Source organism: Cellulomonas sp. (assembly GCF_036279715.1).
Classification (GTDB): Bacteria; Actinomycetota; Actinomycetes; order Actinomycetales; family Cellulomonadaceae; genus Cellulomonas_A.
This window is the reverse complement of record NZ_DASUIR010000142.1, coordinates 1-19,130: the sequence shown is the minus strand read 5'-3', so window position 1 is coordinate 19,130 and position 19,130 is coordinate 1. Positions and strand designations below refer to the sequence as shown.

Here is a 19,130-nt window from a genome sequence, read left to right as displayed (position 1 = left end):
GCGGGTCTGCAGCATCCACAGCTTGCCGCGCTCGACCGTGAACTCGATGTCGCACAGGTCGCGGTAGTGCGTCTCGAGCCGGCGCATGGCCTGGCGCAGGTCCGCGAACGACACCGGGTCGAGCTTCTCGAAGTCCGCGAGGGAGAGCGTGTTGCGGATGCCCGCGACGACGTCCTCGCCCTGGGCGTTCGGCAGGTAGTCGCCGTAGTCGCCGACCTTGCCGGTCGCCGGGTCGCGCGTGAAGCAGACGCCGGTGCCCGAGTCGGGGCCCAGGTTGCCGAACACCATGCTCACGACGTTCACGGCCGTGCCCAGGTCGTCGGAGATACGCTCACGACGTCGGTACAGGCGCGCGCGGTCGGTGTTCCACGACTCGAAGATCGCGGTGATCGCGAGGTCGAGCTGCTCGCGCGGGTGCTGGGGGAAGTCGCGTCCGGAGTGGTCGCGCACGATGACCTTGAACTGCTCGACGAGCTCCTCGAGGTCCTTGGCGCTGAGGTCCGTGTCGATCGTCGCGCCGCGCTCCGTCTTGATCGCGTCGAGCGCGTGGGCGAACAGGTCGCCGTCGATCCCGAGGACGGTCTTGCCGAACATCTGGATGAGGCGGCGGTAGGAGTCCCACGCGAAGCGCGCGTCCTGGGAGAACTCGGCCAGGCCCTGGACGGAGGCGTCGTTGAGCCCGACGTTGAGGATCGTGTCCATCATCCCGGGCATCGAGAACTTGGCACCGGACCGCACCGACACCAGCAACGGCTCATGGAAGTCGCCAAGGTTCCGACCTACGGAGTCCTCGAGCCTGCGCAGCGCCATCGTCACCTCGACGCGCAGCTCGGCGGGCAGGGTCCCGGCCGCCATGTAGCTGCGACAGGCCTCCGTCGTGATCGTGAAACCGGGTGGCACCGGAAGGCCCAGTCTGGTCATCTCGGCGAGGTTCGCGCCCTTGCCGCCCAGAAGGTCCTTCTGGTCCTTGTTGCCTTCGCTGAAGTCGAACACGTAGGTAGCCGTGACGCACCTCCCCGCACAGGACGCAGGCCTCGTTGCCTGCGTCGCCTCTCCCATGCTGCTCTTCTTGGACGCACGGCGCAGCCATTCCAGCGTCCGGTGGGACCGTTCATCTCACCAGGACGAGGTGAGTTTCAGGCCGAGTCCCGAAGCACCAGGGACGTAGGTACCGTGATCGCGGCCGGCTCCTGACCGTCGATGACCTCGAGCAGCAGGCGCACCATCTCGGAGCTGATCCGTTCGAACGGCTGACGCATCGTCGTGAGCGCCGGGTGCACGTTCGCGGCGAGCCCGTTGTCGTCGAAACCGCCGACCGCGACGTCGTCGGGCACGCGCCGTCCGCTCTCGCCCAGCGCGACGAGCGCACCCGAGGCCATGAGGTCCGAGGCGACGAACACCGCGTCGAGGTCGGGGCGGCGGGCGAGCAGCTCACGCATCGCACGGTCGCCCGAGCCGCGCGAGTAGTCGCCGTACGCGACGAGCGACTCGTCGAAGCGGTCGCCCAGCTCGGCACGGTAGCCCTCGAGCCGCAGGGTGCCGCCCGACGTGTCGAGCGGGCCCGTGATGGTCGCGACGCGGGTGCGGCCCAGGTCGAGCAGGTGCCGGGTCATGATGCGCGCGCCGCCCGCGTCGTCGGCCGAGACGTACCCGACCTTCCCCTCGAAGCCCAGCGGGATGCCGCACGAGATCGTCGGGACACCGGCACGCAGCAGCGCACCGACCATCGGGTTTCCCTGGTGCGACGAGATGAGCAGCACGCCGTCGACGTGGCCCGCCGTGACGTACGCCGTGATCCGCGCGCGCTCCTCCGACGTGCCCGCGACCATGAGCAGCAGCGGCATCTCCCGCTTGCCGAGCGCCTCGGCCGCACCGCGCAGCAGGATCGAGAAGTTCGGGTCCTCGAACAGCAGGTGCTGGGGCTCGGTGAGCAGGAATGCGACCGAGTTCGAACGGCCCGTCGCCAGGCTGCGCGCGTGCTGGTTCGCGGCGTACCCGGTGGCACGGATCGCCTCGTTGACGGCCGCGAGCGCCTCCGGGGACACCCAGTGGCCACCGTTGATGACCCGCGACACGGTGCCGCGCGAGACGCCGGCCGCCGCCGCGACGTCGCGGATGGTCGGGCGCTTGCGCGCGGCCTGCTGGTGCTCCACGTGACGAGACTCTAGGCGCACGTCAGGCCTTGACCGCACCCGCCGCGAGGTCGACCTGCCAGTACCGCTGCAGCGTCAGGAACAGCGCGATGAGCGGGATGACGGACAGCAGCGCGCCCGTGATGACCGACGTGTACATCGCGGGCTGCGACGCGCCCTGGTTGAGCAGGCCCGAGAGCCCCACGGTGATCGGGAACAGCTTGTCGTCGCCGAGCATGATGTACGGCAGCATGAAGTTGTTCCAGATCGCGACGAACTGGAACAGGAAGACCGTGACCAGCCCCGGCAGCATCATCGGCACCGCGATGGACCGGAAGATCCGGCCCTCCTTCGCGCCGTCGGTGCGGGCGGCCTCGACGACGTCGTCGGGCACGGCCGCGGCCGCGTAGATGCGCGCGAGGTAGATGCCGTACGGGCTGATGATGCTCGGCAGCAGGACGGCCCAGTACGTGTTGGTCAGGCCGACCTTGGCGAGCAGCAGGTACTGCGGGATCGCGAGCACGACGCCGGGCACCAGGACGCCCGCGAGGAGCACGTTGAAGATGGCCTTCTTGCCCGCGAACCGGAACTTCGCGAGACCATACCCGGCCATCCCGGAGACGAGCACCGACGCGAGGCCGCCGACGCCGGCGTACAGGGCCGTGTTCGCCATCCACCGCCAGAACAGCCCGCCGCGGTAGCCCGACAGCGTCGAGATGTTCTCGACGAGGTGCGTCGAGGGCGCGAACGTGAACGTCGAGAACAGCTCCGAGGCGCTCTTCGACGAGGCGACGAGCACCCAGGCCACGGGCAAGAGGCAGTACACCGCACCGAGCAGGAGGATCAGCGTGCTCGTGGCGCTCGGGCGGCCCGCGGCGCGACTGCCCGCGCGGACGGACCGGGGGGCGCGCTGGGAGGCCCGCGGCGGGGCCGTCATCACCGTCATGTCACTTCTCCTGGCTGAAGGCGCGGTTCTGCACGAGGCGCAGGAACCCGAACGAGAGGATGAACGTGGCGGCCGCGATGACGACCGAGGTGGCCGCGGCGGAGTACAGGTCGTCGCGCGTGAACGCGTCCCGGTACACCTTCATCAGCGGGGTCCACGTGCTCGAGATCGTGTTGGTCAGCGGCTTGAGGGTGACCGGCTCGGCGAACACCTGGAGCGTCGCGATCATCGAGAAGACGAACGTCATGATGAGCGCGGGCATCACGATCGGGATCTTGATGCGCCACGCGATCGTGAGCTCGCTCGCGCCGTCGATCGTGGCCGCCTCGTAGAGCTCGGTCGGGATCGCCTTGAGCGCGGTGTAGATGACCACCATGTTGAAGCCCGTGCCACCCCACACCGCGATGTTCGCGACCGCGAACATGACGAGGCGCGAGGACAGGATGGTCGGGACGTCCCAGCCCGCGTGCTGGAACAGGTAGTAGAACGGGCTCACGGCCGGCAGGTAGAGGAACCCCCACAGCAGCGACGAGATGACCGCGGGGACCGCGTACGGCAGGAAGATCGCCACCCGCGAGAAGTTGCGGCCGCGCGTGCGACGCGAGTCGAGCAGCAGCGCGAACAGCAGCGCGAGGCCGAGCATCGTCGGGACGACGATCAGGCCGTACATCCCGACCCGCCCGACCGAGCCGAGGAACTCCGGGTCGGACAGCGAGCGGGCGTAGTTGTCGAGCCCGGCCCAGATCTCGTGCCGCGAGCCCTTGCCGAGGCCGAGGCCGCTGACCTTGACGGTCCGCAGGCTCAGGTAGGCCGCGTACCCGATCGGCAGGGCGAGGAACGCCGTGAACAGGACGGCGGCGGGGGCGAGGAACCCGTACGGCGCCAGCACCCGGCCGGCCGGCCGGTGCGGGGATCGAGGTGGCGCCGTCGCGAGCACGCGGCCCAGCGGTGCGGCCGGGGCGGGGGCCGTCGAGGTGGTCACAGGAGTCTCCCTGAGCAGGTGGGACGGATGGTCAGACGGGCCGCCGGGACCGGCGGCGGGCGAGGGCGGCCGCCCGGGTCACCGGACGACCGCCCTCGTCGCTCACTCCTTGACCGAGAACCCGGAGGTCTTGAGGTCCTCGATGGTGATCTTCTGCATCGACTCGACGGCCGCGGTGAACGCCGCCTTCGACTTCGCCTCGGCCGCCTTGCCGAACTCGTCGTTGTACGCCGAGTAGGCGACGTTGACGTTCGGTCCGAACGTGAAGCTGCCTGCCGTCTGCGCGATCGTGCCGGCGAGCGTGTAGAAGTCAGGCTGGTTCGAGAAGAACGCCGGCGGCGACGCGAGCGCCTCAGCCTGCGCGGGGATGTTCGCCGGGTAGATGCCGGCCTCCTTGACCAGCGAGTCGACCGCCTTCTGGTCGGTGTTGAGCCACGTGATGAACTGCGTGGCCTCCTTGGCGTGCTTCGACTGCGACGTCACGGCGATGGCCGAGCCGCCCCAGTTGCCGGTCGACGGCTTGGCGGCGTCCCACTGCGGCATGGGCGCCATCTTCCACTTGCCCGCGGTGTCGGCGGCGTTGCCCGCGAGGACACCGGGCGCCCAGACGGCCGAGAGCCAGCCGACCTGCGTGCCGTTGTTCAGCGCGGCGTTCCACTCCGGGGTGTACATCGGCTTGTTGTCGATGACGCCGGACTCGACGAGCCCGCCCCAGTAGTCGGCGACCTTGAGCGTGGCCGCGTCGTTGATCGACACGCTCCACGCGTTGCCGTCGATGCCCCACCAGGACGCACCGGCCTGCTGCGCGAGACCGGTGAACCACCCGGCGTCGGCCGCGGAGAAGGTCCCGAGGTACTTGGTCGGGTCGGCCGCGTGCAGCTTGGCGGCGGTGTCGGCGAACTCGGCCCAGGTCGTGGGGACGGTCAGGCCGAGCTGCTCGAAGACGTCGGCGCGGTAGTAGAACTCCATGGGGCCGGAGTCCTGCGGCACCGCGTAGACCGCGTCGCCGCCGAGCGTGACCGCGTTCCAGACGCCGTCGGGGAACTGCTTGGCCAGGCCCGGGTCGATGTCGGCCTTGATGTCGGCGAGCGCGTCCGCCGAGACGAGCGTCGGGATCTTCTGGTACTCGGCCTGCATGATGTCCGGCGCACCGCTGCCGGCCTTGACCGCCGTCAGGAGCTTGGTGACGGCAGGGTCGCCGCCGTCCTGCTTGTTGACCGTGACGTGGATGTCGGGGTGGGTGGTGTTCCAGCCCTCGACGACCTTGTCCATGTTCGGGGCCCAGGTCCAGAAGCTGAGCTCGACCTTCTCGGTGGCGGCGGCTGCCGTCGTCGCGGCGTCCGTCGTCGTGCCGCTGCTCGTACTGCCAGAGCATGCCGCCGCGAGCAGTGCCGTCGCAGCGACGATGGTGGCAGCCCGGGTGCCTGTGTGCAGGCGCATCTGTCCTCCTCGTTGGGGACCCACCGCTCCGTCGCGATGGGCGGCACCGCGCGCCGCTGAGGACGCTGCTGTACCTGTGCACGGTCACAGTAAGCGTACGGGCCTGGTCCTTGTCAACACGCGGTCGCCTAGTGTTATCTAGTCGTTGCACGGGTGACGCGACTGTGAGCGTGCACAGTTGACCGCTCGTCCCCCATCACGCACACGAGTGCGCAGCAGACCGTCGAGGAGCACCGAACCATGACCGCAGATCCCCGCCGCTCGCCCCTGGGGCCCGTCGGCGCTGCCGAGCCGTCGACCGCGCAGCCGGGCGTCGACTCCCCCCGAGCACAGTGGCTCACGGGGGTCGGGCACGTCTCCTACGGCGGTGACTACAACCCCGAGCAGTGGCCCGAGGAGGTCTGGGCGCAGGACATGGCGCTCATGCGCGAGGCCGGCGTGAACCTCGTCAGCATCGGCATCTTCTCGTGGGGGCTGCTCGAGCCGTCCGAGGGCGTCTACGACTTCGGCTGGCTCGACCGGCTCATCGACCTGCTGCATGCGCACGGCATCCGCGTCGACCTCGCGACCCCGACCGCCTCCCCGCCCGCCTGGTTCTTCCACACCTACCCGCACACGCGGGTCGTCTCGCGGGACGGCACCGTGCTCGGCTTCGGGTCGCGCGGCATGGTCAACCCGAGCTCGCCCGAGTACCGGCGCGCGTCCGTCGCGATCGCCCGCGAGCTCGCCCGGCGCTACGGCCGCCACCCGGCGCTCGCGCTGTGGCACGTGCACAACGAGTACGGCGCCCCCGTGTCCGAGGACTACTCCGCGGTGTCCGCGGCCGCCTTCCGCGCGTGGCTCGAGCGCCGGTACGGCACGCTCGACGCGCTCAACGCCGCCTGGGGCACGGCCTTCTGGGGTCAGCGGTACGGCGCGTGGGAGCACATCGACGTCCCGGCCCTCGCCCCCAGCATCGTCAACCCGTCGCAGCGCCTCGACTTCGCCCGGTTCACGAACGACGCTCTCCTCGAGTGCTTCGTCGGCGAGCGCGACGCGATCCGTGCGGAGTCGGACGTCCCCATCACGACCAACTTCATGGCCGGCGCGTGCCCGTCGGTCGACCTGTGGCGGTGGGCCCGCGAGGTCGACATCGTCTCGAACGACCACTACCTCACGGCCGCCGACGAGCGCGGGCACGTCGGCCTCGCGCTCGCCGCGGACCTCACCCGCTCGGTCGCGGGCGGACGCCCGTGGATCCTCATGGAGCACTCGACGTCGGCGGTCAACTGGCAGCCGCGCAACGTCGCGAAGCGCCCCGGCGAGATGGCCCGCAACTCCCTCGCCCACCTCGCGCGCGGGGCCGACGCGATCCTGTTCTTCCAGTGGCGCGCATCGCGCTCAGGAGCCGAGAAGTTCCACTCCGCGATGCTGCCCCACGCCGGCACCGGCAGCCGCACCTGGCGTGAGGTGTGCGCGCTCGGCGCCGAGCTCGGCCGGCTCGACGAGGTCCTCGGCTCCCGCGTCCGGGCCGACGTCGCGATCCTCTGGGACTGGGAGTCGTTCTGGGCGCAAGACCTCGAGTGGCGTCCGAGCGAGGACCTCGACCACCGCGAGCGCATCGACGCGTTCTACGACCGGCTGTGGCGCGACGGCCACACCGTCGACTTCGCGCGCCCGGACGCCGACCTGTCGAGGTACCGCCTCGTCGTCGCCCCCGCGTCGTACCTGCTCACCGCTGCCTCGGGCGCGAACCTCGCGCGGTACGTGGCCGACGGCGGCACGCTGCTCGTGTCGTACTTCGCGGGGATCGTCGACGAGAACGACGCCGTGCACCCCGGCGGGTTCGGCGCCCCGCTCCGCGAGGCCCTGGGCGTGAGCGTCGAGGAGTTCCTCCCGCTGCGCGCCGGTGAGCGCGTGCACGTGGCGCTCGACCGCGCCGCGGCGGGGCCCGCCGCGGACCACGCCGGACTCGAGCTCGTGGGCGACGTGTGGGCCGACGACCTCGTGCTCGACAGCGCGGCCGTCGTCGGGACGTTCGTCGACGGGCCCGCCGCCGGTCGACCCGCCGTGACCCGGAACACGCACGGAGCCGGCACCGGCTGGTACGTCTCGACCCGGCTCGACGTCGACGCGCTCGCGGGCCTGCTCGAACCCGTGTACCGCGACGCCGGCATCGCGCCGTCCGGCCTGCCCGCGGACGTCGAGCTCGTGCGCCGCCACGGTGCCGACGCCGACTTCGCGGTGGTCCTCAACCACGGCGACCAGGCGGTCGACCTCCCGCTGACGGGCGTCGACCTGCTCAGCGGCGAGAGCGCCGAGGGTTCCGTGAAGGTCGCCGCCGGAGCGGTCCGGGTGGTGCGCACGGCCCGTCCCTGACCCGCCGGGGCAGTCGGCCCCGGCGTCCGCCCCACCCGTCAAGGAGGACGATGATGAGGCTGTACCCCCATCCGGCACCACCCCCCGGGCGCCGCCGAGCCCGCGCGACCGCAGCGCTGCTCACGACGGCCGCGCTGACCGTCGCCGGTTCGCTCGTGACGATCCCCGCGGGCGCGAGCGCTCCCGGATCCCCTGGCGCCCTGGTCAACGGCGGGTTCGAGGACGGCCTGACCGGCTGGACCGTGACGTCCGCGACCGGCACCCGCACGGCCGCGAAGACCGAGACGCCCGGCCACGACGGCTCCGCGACCCGCCTCACGCACTGGGCCGAGACGGCCTACCAGGTCACCACCCGCCAGACCGTGACGCACCTGGCCGAGGGCTGGTGGACCGTCAGCGCGTGGGTCAAGTCCGGTGGTGCGCTCGATGCCACGACGCTCGGCCTGACCCGGTGCGGCGTCCCAGACGTCTCGACGACCACGCCGATCACCGAGCAGGACGACGCCTGGGTACGCCTCGCCGTCTCGACGTACGTGGTCGGCGGGCGGTGCACCGTCTCGATCGCGACGAACGGGCCCGGCGGCGCCTGGGCGGGCGTGGACGATGTCACGCTCGAACCCGGCCAGGTCACGCGCGACGTCCGCGGCGGAGACCTGTCCGGTCTCGCCAAGAACGAGGACCTCGGCGCGACCTACGCCGCCGCCGACGGCACCCCCGGCGACGCGGTGCAGATCCTCGCCGACGCGGGCATGAACCTCGGGCGGCTGCGCGTGTGGGTCGACCCCGCCGACGGCTACAACGACGCCGCCCACGTCGTCGCGACCGCCCGGCGCATCAAGGCCGCCGGGATGCAGCTCCTCGTCGACTTCCACTACTCCGACCGCTGGGCCGACCCCGGCGCCCAGACCGTCCCCGCAGCCTGGGCCGGGTTCACGCCCGCGCAGCTCGCTGTGGCTGTCCACGACCACACCCGCACGGTGCTCGACGCGCTCGCGGCCGCCGGGATCACGGCCGACTACGTGCAGGTCGGCAACGAGATCAACCCCGGCATGCTCTGGCCGTGGGGCCAGACGTGGGACGTCAACACGTCCGACGGGGTCACCGGTGCGCAGTGGGACAACCTCGCGTCGTTCCTGACCGCGGGCGCCCAGGCGGTCCGGGAGGTCTCGCCCACGACGCGCGTGATCCTGCACCTGACCAACATCAACAACGGGATCGGCTCCCTGACGTGGTGGTTCGACGAGATCACGGCACGCGCGGTGCCGTTCGACGTCATCGGGCTCTCGTACTACGGGTACTGGCACGGCAGCCTCGCCGACCTGCAGGGTGCGATCGGCGCGCTGTCCGCGCGGTACGACCGGGACGTGCTCGTCGTCGAGACGGCCTACCCGTTCACGCTCGCCGACGACACCCCGACCTGGGAGAACGTCATCAACCTGCCAACCGAGCTCGTCGCGGGCTACCCGGCGACCCCGGCCGGGCAGGCGGCCGAGCAGCGCGCCGTCCAGGACGCCGTGGCCTCCGCACCCGGCGGTCGCGGGCTCGGGACCGTGTACTGGGAGCCCGCCTGGACGTCCGTCGCGGGCAACGGCTGGGACCCGGCCGACCCGTCGTCGGGCAACGCGTGGGAGAACCAGGCGCTGTTCGACTTCGACGGGCGTCTGCTGCCCGCCGCGGCCGAGCTCGCACCCGACGCAGCAGCCCCCGACCGTCGGGCCACGTCGCGGGTCCCTGGCCGACGCTGACGCCCGACACGAACCGGTCTCGCCGTCCGCAGGGGTTGGCGGACGGCGAGAACAGTTCGGGCTGTCGCCCGGCGGCGGACCCTCCTCCGCCGCCGGGCCGATCGTCGCCGCTCGTCAGCGGCTGGCGCTGAAGTCCAGGCGGTCGTCCGTCACGGCGATGACGCTCCACGTCGAGCCCTCGGCGTTGCTCAGCTCGTAGCTCGGGAGCAGGAGGACCGCACCCGTCTCGAGCGTCGTCATGCCGAGGCCGAGCCGCGACGCCGTGAGCGTCACCGTCTGCACGGGCCACGGGATCGACTCACCGGCGGTCGGCGTGGCCGGGACGGTCGGTTCCGGCGCGGCCGTCGCGACGCTCGAGCTGCCTGCACCCGACGACGTCCCCGCAGACGACGCACCCCTCGCGGAGTCGGTCGCGAGCGGCATCACGCCGCCGTAGCCGGAGTCGAACCGCGGGTCACCGAGCCGGGCGACCGCGTCCGCGGGACTGATCAGCGCGTACGCGCCGAGGTCGACGACCGGGGCGAGCGAGCCGTAGAGCGACTGCACACCGTCCGCGACGAGCGTGAAGCTCCACTGGACGCCGGTGAGCTGCCCGTCGAGGATCTGGCTCGCGCTCACGTAGGTGGCCGTGGGCTGGCCCTGGTCCTTCTGGACCTCGAGCCGGTACCCGCCGGCGTCCACGCCGAGCGAGCTCATCAGGTCACGGGCCTGCGCGATCGCCGCGTCGCCGGTCGGTGCCGGCGCAGCCGGGGTCGTCGCGCACGGGTAGCTCGGGTTCAGCTGCTCGGGCACCGCGGTGCCGAGCGTCGGCTCGGCCCCCGGGGTCGCGACACCGATGGCCGGCTCGGCCGCAGGCGCAGGCGCGATGGCCGTGGATCCCGTCGCTGAGCCCGCCGCGCCGGGCTCGACCGAACCGCTGGGGGTGTCGGGGGCGGACTTCACGCACGCCCACGGGTCACGGGTCGGGTCGTAGTAGCTGAAGCTCGCGAGCCCGTCCGGCTGAAGCTGCACGGTCGGTCCGGTGCCGTCCTCGACACCCACGACCCAGGCGCCCCAGCCCTTCGTCGGCGTGCCGCTCACGCCGAGCACCGACGCAAGGTGCGCCGCGGTGTCCGCCGAGTACACCGACGCGGGATCGAACCCCCAGGCCGTCGCCGTCGCGCCGTCGGTCGACAGGCCGGAGCCGGTGAAGACCGTCCGCCCGCCGTACCAGGGGGCCATGAGCTTCGAGGTCCCGGCGCCCGCCGCAGCGCTGTCGGCCGCGCCGCCGCCGGCAGCGGCCCGCGGGGCCACCGCAGCAGCGGCTCCGCCCCCCGTCGAGCCGCTGCCCAGCGAGACCGGCGCCGCGACGGGTGCCTGACCGAGCCGCCCGAGCGCCCAGCTGCCGCCGCCGATGACCGACAGCCCGACGATGGCCGCGGCCACCTGGATCCATGCACCCTTGCGACGCCCGGTGCGCGCGGCGCGGGCCGTCGCCAGCTCGGTCACGACCCCGCCGCCGGGAACGTCGCCGACGGCCACCGCGGCAGCCGCCGCACGGTCCGCGACCGCTGCTCGCAGCCGGGTCGCGTCGGGCTCGGCCGTGGCGGCCGGATCGGCGGCGCGGACGCGGTCGAGCGCCTCGTCGGGGACTGACGCGTCGTCGGGGACTGGCGGGTTGGTGGTCATGATGGCCTCCGGGGCGAGATGGGCTCTGCTACCCCACCTGTGTCATGACCGCCCGCCGACTTGCACCGTCAGCTGTCGGGAGCCTCGGCCCAGACCTCGCGCAGCCGCGACCTGGCCCGCGACAGCGCGGCGTCGGCACCCCCGCGTGAGATGCCGAGCACGGCGGCGAGCGCATCCCCCGCGAGACCCTCCCACGCGTTGAGCAGCAGGATCCGCCGGTCCCGAGGGCTCAGCGCCGCGAGCGCCTCCCGGACGCGCTCGTCCGTCAGGGCGTAGGTGGCCGGGTCGTCGTCGTCCATCGGCTCGGGGACGTCGCCGACCGGGACCGGCCGACCCTTGCGCCGATGGTTCGCGAGCACGAAGCCCGCGGTCCGGTACAGCCACGGCAGCTCCGCGCCGGCGGGGACGTCGTCGCGGCGGCGCCAGGCCACCGCGAGGACGTCGGCCGCGAGGTCCTCGGCGTCGTCGACGGCAGCCCGGCGCACGAAGTACCGGTAGACCGCGCTCGCGTGGGTCCGGAAGAGCTCCTCGAACCACGCGTCGTCGCGGAGCGGCGCGTCGGAGGGGGCGGCGGACGGGGTGGCGGTGTCCGCGCTCGGGTCGCTCGGGGACGGCACGGGGGCTCCTCGTGGTGGTCGGGACGGACGTCGGCCTGCAACCCCACTCTGTCCCGGTCGACGCGGATCTTGCACGCGCCGCACGGTGATCTCGTGGACGGGCCTACCGATCAGCCGCCCCAGCTGGTCCCGCCGGCGAGGCCCACGCCGTCAGAGCCGATCAGAGCCCGTCGGCGACCGTCGCTGTCACGTCGAGCCACGCCGCCCGCGTCGCCGGAGCGAGCGTCGAGTACTCGATGGGCCCGCCGTGGATGAGGCGCTTGTCGTGGGGGACGTCCAGGACGGCCCGCGTCAGCGCGCCGAAGTGCTCGTGGAGCCGCTTGCGCAGCTGCTTGTCGACCTTCGGCTCGGGCGACGAGAGGACGGTCACGGCGCGCCGGAGCAGGTCGTCGTACCCCGCGGAGCGCAGCGCGTCGATCGCCCAGGCGGCCGACTGCGCGGTGTCCTCGCGCACGGTCGAGACGATGACCAGCTGGTCGGCGACGGAGACCGCGGCCTGCCAGTTGGACGCGCGCATGTTGTTGCCCGTGTCGACGACGATCACGCGGTAGAACCTGGACAGCGTGCGGTGCAGCGCCATGAAGGCCGCCGCGTCGATCGAGGCGGCCGACGCCGCGTCCTCGTCGGACGCCAGCACGTCGAACTGCGCCGAGGCCTGCGAGCGCACGTAGTCGTCGAGGTCGCCGACGCGGGCGGTCCGCAGATCGGCGAACCGGGACAGGTCCTGCGCGAGGTTGACGGCCGTGTTCGCGTGCTGGGCGTGCCGCGAGCGCCAACCGAGCGTCCCCCGCGTCTCGTTGTTGTCCCACGCGAGCGTGTACCCGCCGCGGTGGATGCCAAACGTCGCGGCGAGCAGGAGCGTCGCTGTCGTCTTGTGCGCGCCGCCCTTGGGGTTGACGACGACGATCGTCTTGGGACCGTCGAAGTTGCGCTGGATGCGGGCGACCTTGTCGCGGTAGGCGGCCTCGGAGCGGCCGGGACCCGGCGACACGGCCCCGCCCGTCACGCGCCGGACGCGCTTGCGCCAGCCCTTCTCGGCATACCCGCTGGAGGGCCGACGACGCGTCGAGAGCAGGTCGTCGAGCGTCGGGAGCGCACCGGTGGCCGGAGCGGAGACCCTCGACCCGGCGCGACCGCCCGCGGGCGCCACTGCGCTCGAGGTGCTGGTGCTCGGCACGGCCGGGACCTGGCGCGTGTCGTCGGTGCCGTCGTCCTGACTGCGTCGACCGCGGGACTCGGCGCGCGCCGCGCTCGCCTCCTCGACGAAGCCGTCGGGGTGGACCAGGAGCGACCAGAGCCCGTCGGGGTCACGTACGTCGACGGGCACGGTACGACCGGTGCGCGCGGCGACCTCGGCGATCAGACCCATGATCGCGGCGCCGGCCTCGGCGACGCTCGCGGTCTCGACGTGCTGGGTCGCACCGTCGAGGACGACCTCCGCGGAGCCGTCGGCGCGCACGACCGCCTGGACGGTGTCGTCCTGCACGGCAGGGTCGGCGGAGGCGGTGTTCGACGCCGGGGCACCGGTTTCACTCACGGGGTCGGTTTCCTTCGTCTGCGGTCAGGGCGCCTCGAACTTACGCCGTCACGCGCCGACTCGCACCGTCAGCGCCTTCTGGGGGCGTCGTCGGCGCCGGGGCGAGACCGCACAGAGGCGCTCGCGTCAGGCCGCTGAGGCGCTCAGCTCCTGGACCGCGCGGTCGTGAGCCGTGACCCACCTGCGCGTCCCGACCATGAGCACGACGCCGCCGGCGAGCACCACGACGATCGCGACGGGGAGCGCGAGATCACGGACCGACGACGCGTAGGTGAGGATGCTCGCGACGGCTCCTGCGCCGACGGTCATGGCGCCGAGGATCATCGTGCGCTTCGCCCTGTCCCGGAGCTCGTCGATCGTGCGGTTCAGCCGCCACTCCGGAATCACGTTGTCCTGGACTGCCATGCGAGAACCTCCGGATGTCGTCGTTGACCTGGGGTTCCTCGGCAGTCCACGCCCTGGTGACAAGCCGGTGTCACCCGTCCGCGCGCGGTTTCATCCGGTCGGCCGACGTCGGGTCGTCCCGTGGCCCCCGCGGTGGCGTCAGTCGCCGTCCGGGCCGACGGAGAACCAGACGGTCTTGCCGCCCGGACCCCGCTGCTCGACGCCCCAGGCCGTCGACAGTGCCGCGACGAGGGACATCCCCCGGCCGCCGGGGTCCGTCGGCAGCGCATGCTGCACCGACGGTCGCGCGGTGCTCTCGTCCGAGACGAACACGCGGACCTCGTCCTCGAGGACGACGACGCGCACGCGGATCTCGCCGTCCACCGGTCCGTGCACCACGGCGTTCGCGACGATCTCACCGGCGAGCAGCTCGATCACCTGGTTCGACGACCCGTGGACCCCTGCGTCGGCGACGGTCCGCATCACCCAGTGGCGCGCTGCGCGGGCCGCTGCGGGCCGCGCCTCGAGCACGAGCTCGGCCGGCAGGCCCGGATCGATCGGCGCGCTGGCCTCGGCGGGGACACCGGACGCGGCGGCGCGTCGCACGCTCGCCGCGCTACGGATGTCCCGGAGATCGCCCACCTCTCTACTGTGCCTGACGTCCGCCGAACGTGCGGCCTGAACGGCCGTCCAGATCAACAGGCGGACGCCCAGGGGTTCTCGTCTGACCGACTACTGGCGCGCGACGGGCGCGGGGTGCCAGACGGAGGACTCCGACGGCATCAGGATCCACAGGATCGGGTAGATGATGATCTGGCTGCCCGGGATCATCATGAGCAGCAGGATGAACAGCAGGCGGGCGGGCCACGGGTCCAGCCCGAAGCGTCGGCCGAGGCCGGCGCAGACGCCGCCCAGCACGCGCCCGTCGATCGGCCGGATGAGGCCGTCGCGGCCGAGGGTCTCGTGGATGGTGCTCACAGCTGGTCCTTCTTTCGCACGTCGGTTGCTGACGTACCGAGCGTGCCGCGCAGGCGTGGCGCCGCGCATCGGGGCTGGGCCCTGATCCGACCCTGAGTCGACCCGGACCGGCCCCGGGCCCAGGGTCTGAGGTGCCTTAGGTGGCAGCACCCCCCACGGGTGCCTCAGGTGTGCCCGACCGACGGATACCGCGTGTCAGTGCCTCGGGGCATCGTGGTCGTCAAGCGGAGATCGGACCGCACGCGAAGGAGTGGACGACATGATCATGATGTGGGGCCCGGGGCTCGATGCCGAGGTCGCCTACCGCGCCGAGCGGGCACGCACGGCATGGCGCCGGCCGCGTCGGGGCCAGGCACCGGCCGGGTGGGTGCGCTACGACGACACAGGCAGGGTGGTCGACGTCGTCGTCAAGCCCGCCGTCACGGCGCGGCGGAGCGCTCCCGACGCGACCGACCAGCGTTCGCCGGGCGCGCGCGCTCCACGGCGTCAGTGGGCAGTGCCACAATCGGGGGCATGGCCCGCAGGGCGATGACCACACCGTTCGTCGCGCGCGAGAGGCAGATCGCGCAGCTCATGGGTGCGCTCGAACGGGCCTCGGCCGGCAGGCCGGGCGTGATCCTGCTCGGGGCCGACGCCGGGGTCGGCAAGACTCGTCTCCTGCATCGCGCCGCGGGTCTCGCGGCGCGGTCGGGCGCGACGGTCGTCACCGGGCACTGCGTGGACCTCGGCGAGATCGGGCTCCCGTACCTGCCGTTCGCCGAGGCCCTCGGGCAGCTGTGGACCGTCGGCGGCGACGTCGTGGAGCGTGTCGTCGCGGGGCGCCCGGCGCTCGGACGGCTCCTGCCCTCGACTCCCGCGGACGAGCCGGTCGACGTCGAGGACGGCGCCAACCGCCTGCAGCTCTTCGACGGGATCGGCGCGGCGCTGGCAGCTGCCGGCCGACCCGGGGCGCCGCTGATGATCGTCATCGAGGACCTCCACTGGGCCGACTCGTCAAGCCGCGACGTGCTGCGCTTCCTGGTCGCCCGGATGCGTGACGAGCACGTCCTGCTCGTCGCGAGCTACCGCACCGACGAGATGCACCGGCGCCACCCGTTGCGCCCGATGATCGGCGAGATGGCCCGACACCCCAACGTCGAGCTGCTCGAGCTGCCGCCGTTCACCGACGACGAGCTGCGCACGTTCACGACGGCGGTGCTGGGCAGCCCGCTCCCCGAACCCGCCCTGCGGCGCGTCGCCGAGCGCTCCGAGGGCAACGCGTACTTCGCGGAGGAGCTGCTCGAGGCGGGCGCCGACACCGAGGCGCTGCCGGGCACGCTCGGTGACGTCCTGCGAGCACGGCTCGAGCTGCTCGACCCGGCCGTGCAGCGCCTCGCGCAGCTGGCGTCGGTCGCCGGGCGGCGCGTGTCCGAGCCGCTGCTGCGGGCCGTCGTCGCGGCCGATCACACCGACCCGTCGACCGACGGGCACGTCGGTCCCGTGCCGGACGCCGCCGAGCGGTTCGACGTGGCCCTGCGCGACGCCGTGGCCCACCACGTCCTCGTCGGCGAGGACGGCCGGATCGTCTTCCGGCACGCCCTGCTCGCCGAGGCCGTCTACGCCGACCTGCTGCCCGGCGAGCAGGTCGCGCTGCACCGGCGCTACGCCGCGGTGCTGAGTGCCGACCCGAGCCTCGGGCCCGCGTCGCGCCTGGCGCTGCACGCGCTGCGCGGTCATGACCTTCCCGCGGCGCTGCGCGCGTCGGCCACCGCGGCGCGCGACGCCGCCCAGGTGCTCGCCCCCGCCGAAGAGCTGCGGCACCTCGAGACGGTGCTGCAGGTGTGGGACGCGGTGCCCCACGCTGCCGACGAGCTGGGTCAGGACCGCATCGACGTCCTGACCGCCGCCGCGGGTGCCGCGAGCCGAGCCGGGGAGGTCGCGCGCGCGGTGCTGCTGTCCCGCGAGGCCGTCACGGCCGCCGCAGGGGACCCGCATCGGCAGGCACCGCTCCGGACCGCCCTCGCACGCCACCTCATGGGCGAGGAGCGGGTCCACGACGCACTCGAGGAGACCGCCCAGGCGCTGACCGTGCTGCGCGACGACCGGCCGTCGGGCGACCGGGCCTGGGCCCTCGCGACGCACGCCCGGGCCGCGCTCAACCTCGACCGTGACGACGAGGCGGCCAGTGCGGCGACGGCCGCGATCGAGGTCGCGCGCGCAGCCGCAGCGGCGGGCGCGGAGGCCGACGCCCTGACGACCCTCGCGGTCCTCGTGGTCGACGACGCCGAGCACGCCGCCGACCTCCTCGAGAAGGCCCGCGACCGGGCCCGCGAGGCGGGCGACATCGTCACCGAGCTGCGGTGCACGTACAACCTCATCGCGACCCGGTACTACGCGGGCGACCTCGCCGCCGCGGCCGAGCTGGTGACGGCCGGCGCGCGTCGGGCCGCCGCGGCCGGGCTCACCTGGAGCGTGTTCGGGGTCGAGCTGCGGGTCTTCGGCGAGCTCATCCGCTACATGCACGGCGACCTGTCGGCACCCCGGCGCGCCGCCGACCCGGCACCCGAGGGCGCGGCCGCCTCGCTGACCAGCGTCGAGCTGTACGCGGCGGTCGCGCGCGGCGACACGGACGCGGTCGCCCGGGGACGTGCGCTGCGGCCCGCGTGGCACCGCGACGGTCAGATCGCCCTCATCTCGGGCGGCGCCACGGTCGACGCGCTCGCGTGGCAGGGCGACCTCGACGACGCGGTCGAGCTCGCGGTCGAGCTCATCGACTACCTCGGGCGCGTGTGGTCCGACTACTTCCTCGGCGGCATCTGGATCGCCGCGCTCGCGATCTCCGCGCTGGCGGACGGCGCCCAGGTCGACCGCCTCGTCGGGCGCAGCGCCGCCGCCAAGGTCGCGCTCGGCTCCGAGCTGCTGTCCCGCGCCGTCACCACGGCCGAGAAGGGCCGCCCGCGCGGCGGCCGCCTCGGACCCGAGGGGCTCGCCTGGCTGGCTCGTGCGCACGCCGAGCACAGCCGCCTGCTCGGCGTGAACGACCCGTCGCTCTGGGCGCAGGCGACGGAGGCGTTCGAGTACGGCTACCGCTACGAGGAGACGCGCTCGCGGTGGCGGTGGGCGCAGGCGCTGCTCGAGGCCGGCGACCGCGACGTCGCGACCGCGCACGCGCAGATCGCGCTCTCCGCCGCGACGGCCATGGGCGCCGGCCCGCTCACCGCAGCGATCCTCGCGCTCGCCCGACGCGGCCGGCTCGACCTGCCCGGCGCCCGGGCGCCTGCGGTCGACACGCTGACGGGTCGGGAGGCGGAGGTCCTCGCGCTCGTGGCCCAGGGGCTGACGAACCGGCAGATCGGCGAGCAGCTGTACATCAGCGGCAAGACGGTGAGCGTCCACATCTCGAACGTCCTGACCAAGCTGGGCGCCTCGGGTCGCACCGAGGCCGTGGCGATCGCGCACCGTCGCGGGCTGCTCGCGACCGAGGCGCGCTGAGCCGATCCACGGCTCAGCGCGAACGACGGCCGGTCGTCCCGGTAAGGCACCGTGGCAAGAACCGACCTCGGGGAACAGGGAGTCTGCCCGAGAAGGACAGCGCGAGGTCTAGTCGATGATGTCGATGTAGAGATCGTGCGGGCGGGTTGATCCGCCCGTCGTGTACCCGAGGTCGAGCTTGTAGCTGCCCAGCCCAAGCCCCTCGGCGCCGGCCCAGTCGTAGATCTCCTGGAAGCCCAGCCCGATGTTCTCGACCGAGCCCGTGAAGTGGTGCACAACGAATCTGCCCGCGGGAATCAACGCAAGCGACCACGGACCCTGGACTCGCACATCGCCCTTCAACGGCACACCCACCGTCTCGTGATACAGACCGTCGCCGAGAGAGAAGCTCGCCTCAGCGAAGAGTCCGTCCTCAGGCTGAGGGAGCTCGTCGCAGCGTTGGAACAGCCGCTCCCATGCCGCGGGTACCAGCCTGCTCAGCTCGTCAAAGCGTGCGGTCACCGGCACCCCGACGACGACGGTCGCGTCCAGCTGCACGATCTTCATGGGGCGTCTCCTCAGTGGGGGCGGACTCGCGCGATGAGGGTATCGGTCTCCCTGACGCAGGGCCCCTAGTCCGAGGGAGTCATCAGGGCACGCCGCAGCCAGTCGCGCTCGGCGGTCCAGATGTCTCGAGCCATGTGGTTCATGCCGTTCCGAAACACCGCCTTGTCGCCGGGCAGCGCCTTCTGCTCGGCCACGAAGAACCCACGAGAAGGCTGCTCCAGGAAGGCCACGCGACGCTCAAGAACGGCGCGCTGCCCGGTCGGGTCGTCGAGCTCGTGCAGGAACGCCAGGAGGGTGAAGTAGCGGCTTCGGTCGGTGATGTCGAC

General features: G+C 72.6%; 16 protein-coding genes. 3 read left to right on the top strand and 13 right to left on the bottom strand.

The window, feature by feature from the left end:
* The 5 genes from VFW79_RS13575 to VFW79_RS13555 form a co-directional block, all read right to left on the bottom strand.
* Positions 1 to 1,059: PEP/pyruvate-binding domain-containing protein (locus VFW79_RS13575; protein WP_329677824.1), on the bottom strand; the 1,059-nt coding region annotated here is incomplete at its 3' end.
* A gap of 77 nt (positions 1,060 to 1,136) precedes the next feature.
* The gene (locus VFW79_RS13570; protein ID WP_329677823.1) at positions 1,137 to 2,153 is read right to left on the bottom strand and encodes a LacI family DNA-binding transcriptional regulator; all 1,017 of its coding nucleotides are present in this window, start codon (positions 2,151 to 2,153) and stop codon (positions 1,137 to 1,139) included.
* Between the two features lie 22 nt (positions 2,154 to 2,175).
* Positions 2,176 to 3,078 carry a carbohydrate ABC transporter permease gene (locus VFW79_RS13565; protein ID WP_329677822.1) on the bottom strand — a complete coding sequence of 301 codons (903 nt, stop codon included), beginning with the start codon at positions 3,076 to 3,078 and terminating at the stop codon, positions 2,176 to 2,178.
* A 1-nt stretch (position 3,079) separates the two neighbouring features.
* Positions 3,080 to 4,060 (bottom strand): carbohydrate ABC transporter permease, encoded by a 981-nt coding sequence (locus tag VFW79_RS13560; protein WP_414647980.1) that lies wholly within the window; start codon positions 4,058 to 4,060, stop codon positions 3,080 to 3,082.
* Positions 4,061 to 4,162: 102 nt separating this feature from the next.
* Positions 4,163 to 5,500 carry an ABC transporter substrate-binding protein gene (locus tag VFW79_RS13555; RefSeq protein WP_329677821.1) on the bottom strand — a complete coding sequence of 446 codons (1,338 nt, stop codon included), beginning with the start codon at positions 5,498 to 5,500 and terminating at the stop codon, positions 4,163 to 4,165.
* A gap of 240 nt (positions 5,501 to 5,740) precedes the next feature.
* Here VFW79_RS13555 and VFW79_RS13550 point away from each other — a divergent pair, with 240 nt between their 5' ends.
* Both VFW79_RS13550 and VFW79_RS13545 read left to right on the top strand, forming a co-directional pair.
* Positions 5,741 to 7,858, top strand: coding sequence for a beta-galactosidase (locus VFW79_RS13550; RefSeq protein ID WP_329677820.1), 2,118 nt, complete (start codon positions 5,741 to 5,743; stop codon positions 7,856 to 7,858).
* A gap of 53 nt (positions 7,859 to 7,911) precedes the next feature.
* Positions 7,912 to 9,603: a glycoside hydrolase family 53 protein gene (locus VFW79_RS13545; protein WP_329677819.1), complete on the top strand. Its 1,692-nt coding sequence runs from the start codon at positions 7,912 to 7,914 to the stop codon at positions 9,601 to 9,603.
* A gap of 114 nt (positions 9,604 to 9,717) precedes the next feature.
* Here VFW79_RS13545 and VFW79_RS13540 read toward each other — a convergent pair whose 3' ends face one another.
* From VFW79_RS13540 to VFW79_RS13515, 6 genes are all read right to left on the bottom strand, one after another.
* The gene (locus tag VFW79_RS13540; RefSeq protein ID WP_329677818.1) at positions 9,718 to 11,271 is read right to left on the bottom strand and encodes a hypothetical protein; all 1,554 of its coding nucleotides are present in this window, start codon (positions 11,269 to 11,271) and stop codon (positions 9,718 to 9,720) included.
* A gap of 68 nt (positions 11,272 to 11,339) precedes the next feature.
* A complete protein-coding gene (locus tag VFW79_RS13535) occupies positions 11,340 to 11,888 on the bottom strand; it encodes a sigma-70 family RNA polymerase sigma factor (RefSeq protein ID WP_329677817.1) in 549 nt (182 codons plus the stop codon).
* Between the two features lie 160 nt (positions 11,889 to 12,048).
* On the bottom strand, positions 12,049 to 13,425 hold the full coding sequence (locus VFW79_RS13530; RefSeq protein WP_329677816.1) for a chromosome partitioning protein: 1,377 nt from the start codon (positions 13,423 to 13,425) through the stop codon (positions 12,049 to 12,051).
* A 126-nt stretch (positions 13,426 to 13,551) separates the two neighbouring features.
* Positions 13,552 to 13,830: a hypothetical protein gene (locus VFW79_RS13525; RefSeq protein ID WP_329677815.1), complete on the bottom strand. Its 279-nt coding sequence runs from the start codon at positions 13,828 to 13,830 to the stop codon at positions 13,552 to 13,554.
* Positions 13,831 to 13,968: 138 nt separating this feature from the next.
* Complete coding sequence (locus tag VFW79_RS13520; protein WP_329677814.1) at positions 13,969 to 14,451, bottom strand: ATP-binding protein; 483 nt, start codon at positions 14,449 to 14,451, stop codon at positions 13,969 to 13,971.
* 90 nt (positions 14,452 to 14,541) lie between these two features.
* The gene (locus VFW79_RS13515) at positions 14,542 to 14,787 is read right to left on the bottom strand and encodes a PspC domain-containing protein (protein ID WP_329677813.1); all 246 of its coding nucleotides are present in this window, start codon (positions 14,785 to 14,787) and stop codon (positions 14,542 to 14,544) included.
* A 513-nt stretch (positions 14,788 to 15,300) separates the two neighbouring features.
* Between VFW79_RS13515 and VFW79_RS13510 the strand changes: the two genes are divergently transcribed.
* On the top strand, positions 15,301 to 18,258 hold the full coding sequence (locus VFW79_RS13510; protein WP_329677812.1) for a helix-turn-helix transcriptional regulator: 2,958 nt from the start codon (positions 15,301 to 15,303) through the stop codon (positions 18,256 to 18,258).
* Positions 18,259 to 18,366: 108 nt separating this feature from the next.
* On the opposite strand, the gene VFW79_RS13505 is transcribed toward VFW79_RS13510, so the two are convergent.
* Positions 18,367 to 18,804 (bottom strand): GyrI-like domain-containing protein, encoded by a 438-nt coding sequence (locus tag VFW79_RS13505; protein WP_329677811.1) that lies wholly within the window; start codon positions 18,802 to 18,804, stop codon positions 18,367 to 18,369.
* A gap of 65 nt (positions 18,805 to 18,869) precedes the next feature.
* Positions 18,870 to 19,130: hypothetical protein (locus VFW79_RS13500; RefSeq protein ID WP_414647978.1), on the bottom strand; the 261-nt coding region annotated here is incomplete at its 5' end.

Excerpts from the sequence above, each read along its gene's own strand:
- VFW79_RS13555 (WP_329677821.1), bottom strand. The coding sequence starts at position 5,500 with ATGCGCCTGCACACAGGCACCCGGGCTGCCACCATCGTCGCTGCGACG.
- VFW79_RS13505 (WP_329677811.1), bottom strand. The coding sequence starts at position 18,804 with ATGAAGATCGTGCAGCTGGACGCGACCGTCGTCGTCGGGGTGCCGGTG.
- VFW79_RS13545 (WP_329677819.1), top strand. The coding sequence starts at position 7,912 with ATGAGGCTGTACCCCCATCCGGCACCACCCCCCGGGCGCCGCCGAGCC.
- VFW79_RS13510 (WP_329677812.1), top strand. The coding sequence starts at position 15,301 with ATGGCCCGCAGGGCGATGACCACACCGTTCGTCGCGCGCGAGAGGCAG.
- VFW79_RS13525 (WP_329677815.1), bottom strand. The coding sequence starts at position 13,830 with ATGGCAGTCCAGGACAACGTGATTCCGGAGTGGCGGCTGAACCGCACG.
- VFW79_RS13565 (WP_329677822.1), bottom strand. The coding sequence starts at position 3,078 with ATGACGGTGATGACGGCCCCGCCGCGGGCCTCCCAGCGCGCCCCCCGG.
- VFW79_RS13540 (WP_329677818.1), bottom strand. The coding sequence starts at position 11,271 with ATGACCACCAACCCGCCAGTCCCCGACGACGCGTCAGTCCCCGACGAG.
- VFW79_RS13550 (WP_329677820.1), top strand. The coding sequence starts at position 5,741 with ATGACCGCAGATCCCCGCCGCTCGCCCCTGGGGCCCGTCGGCGCTGCC.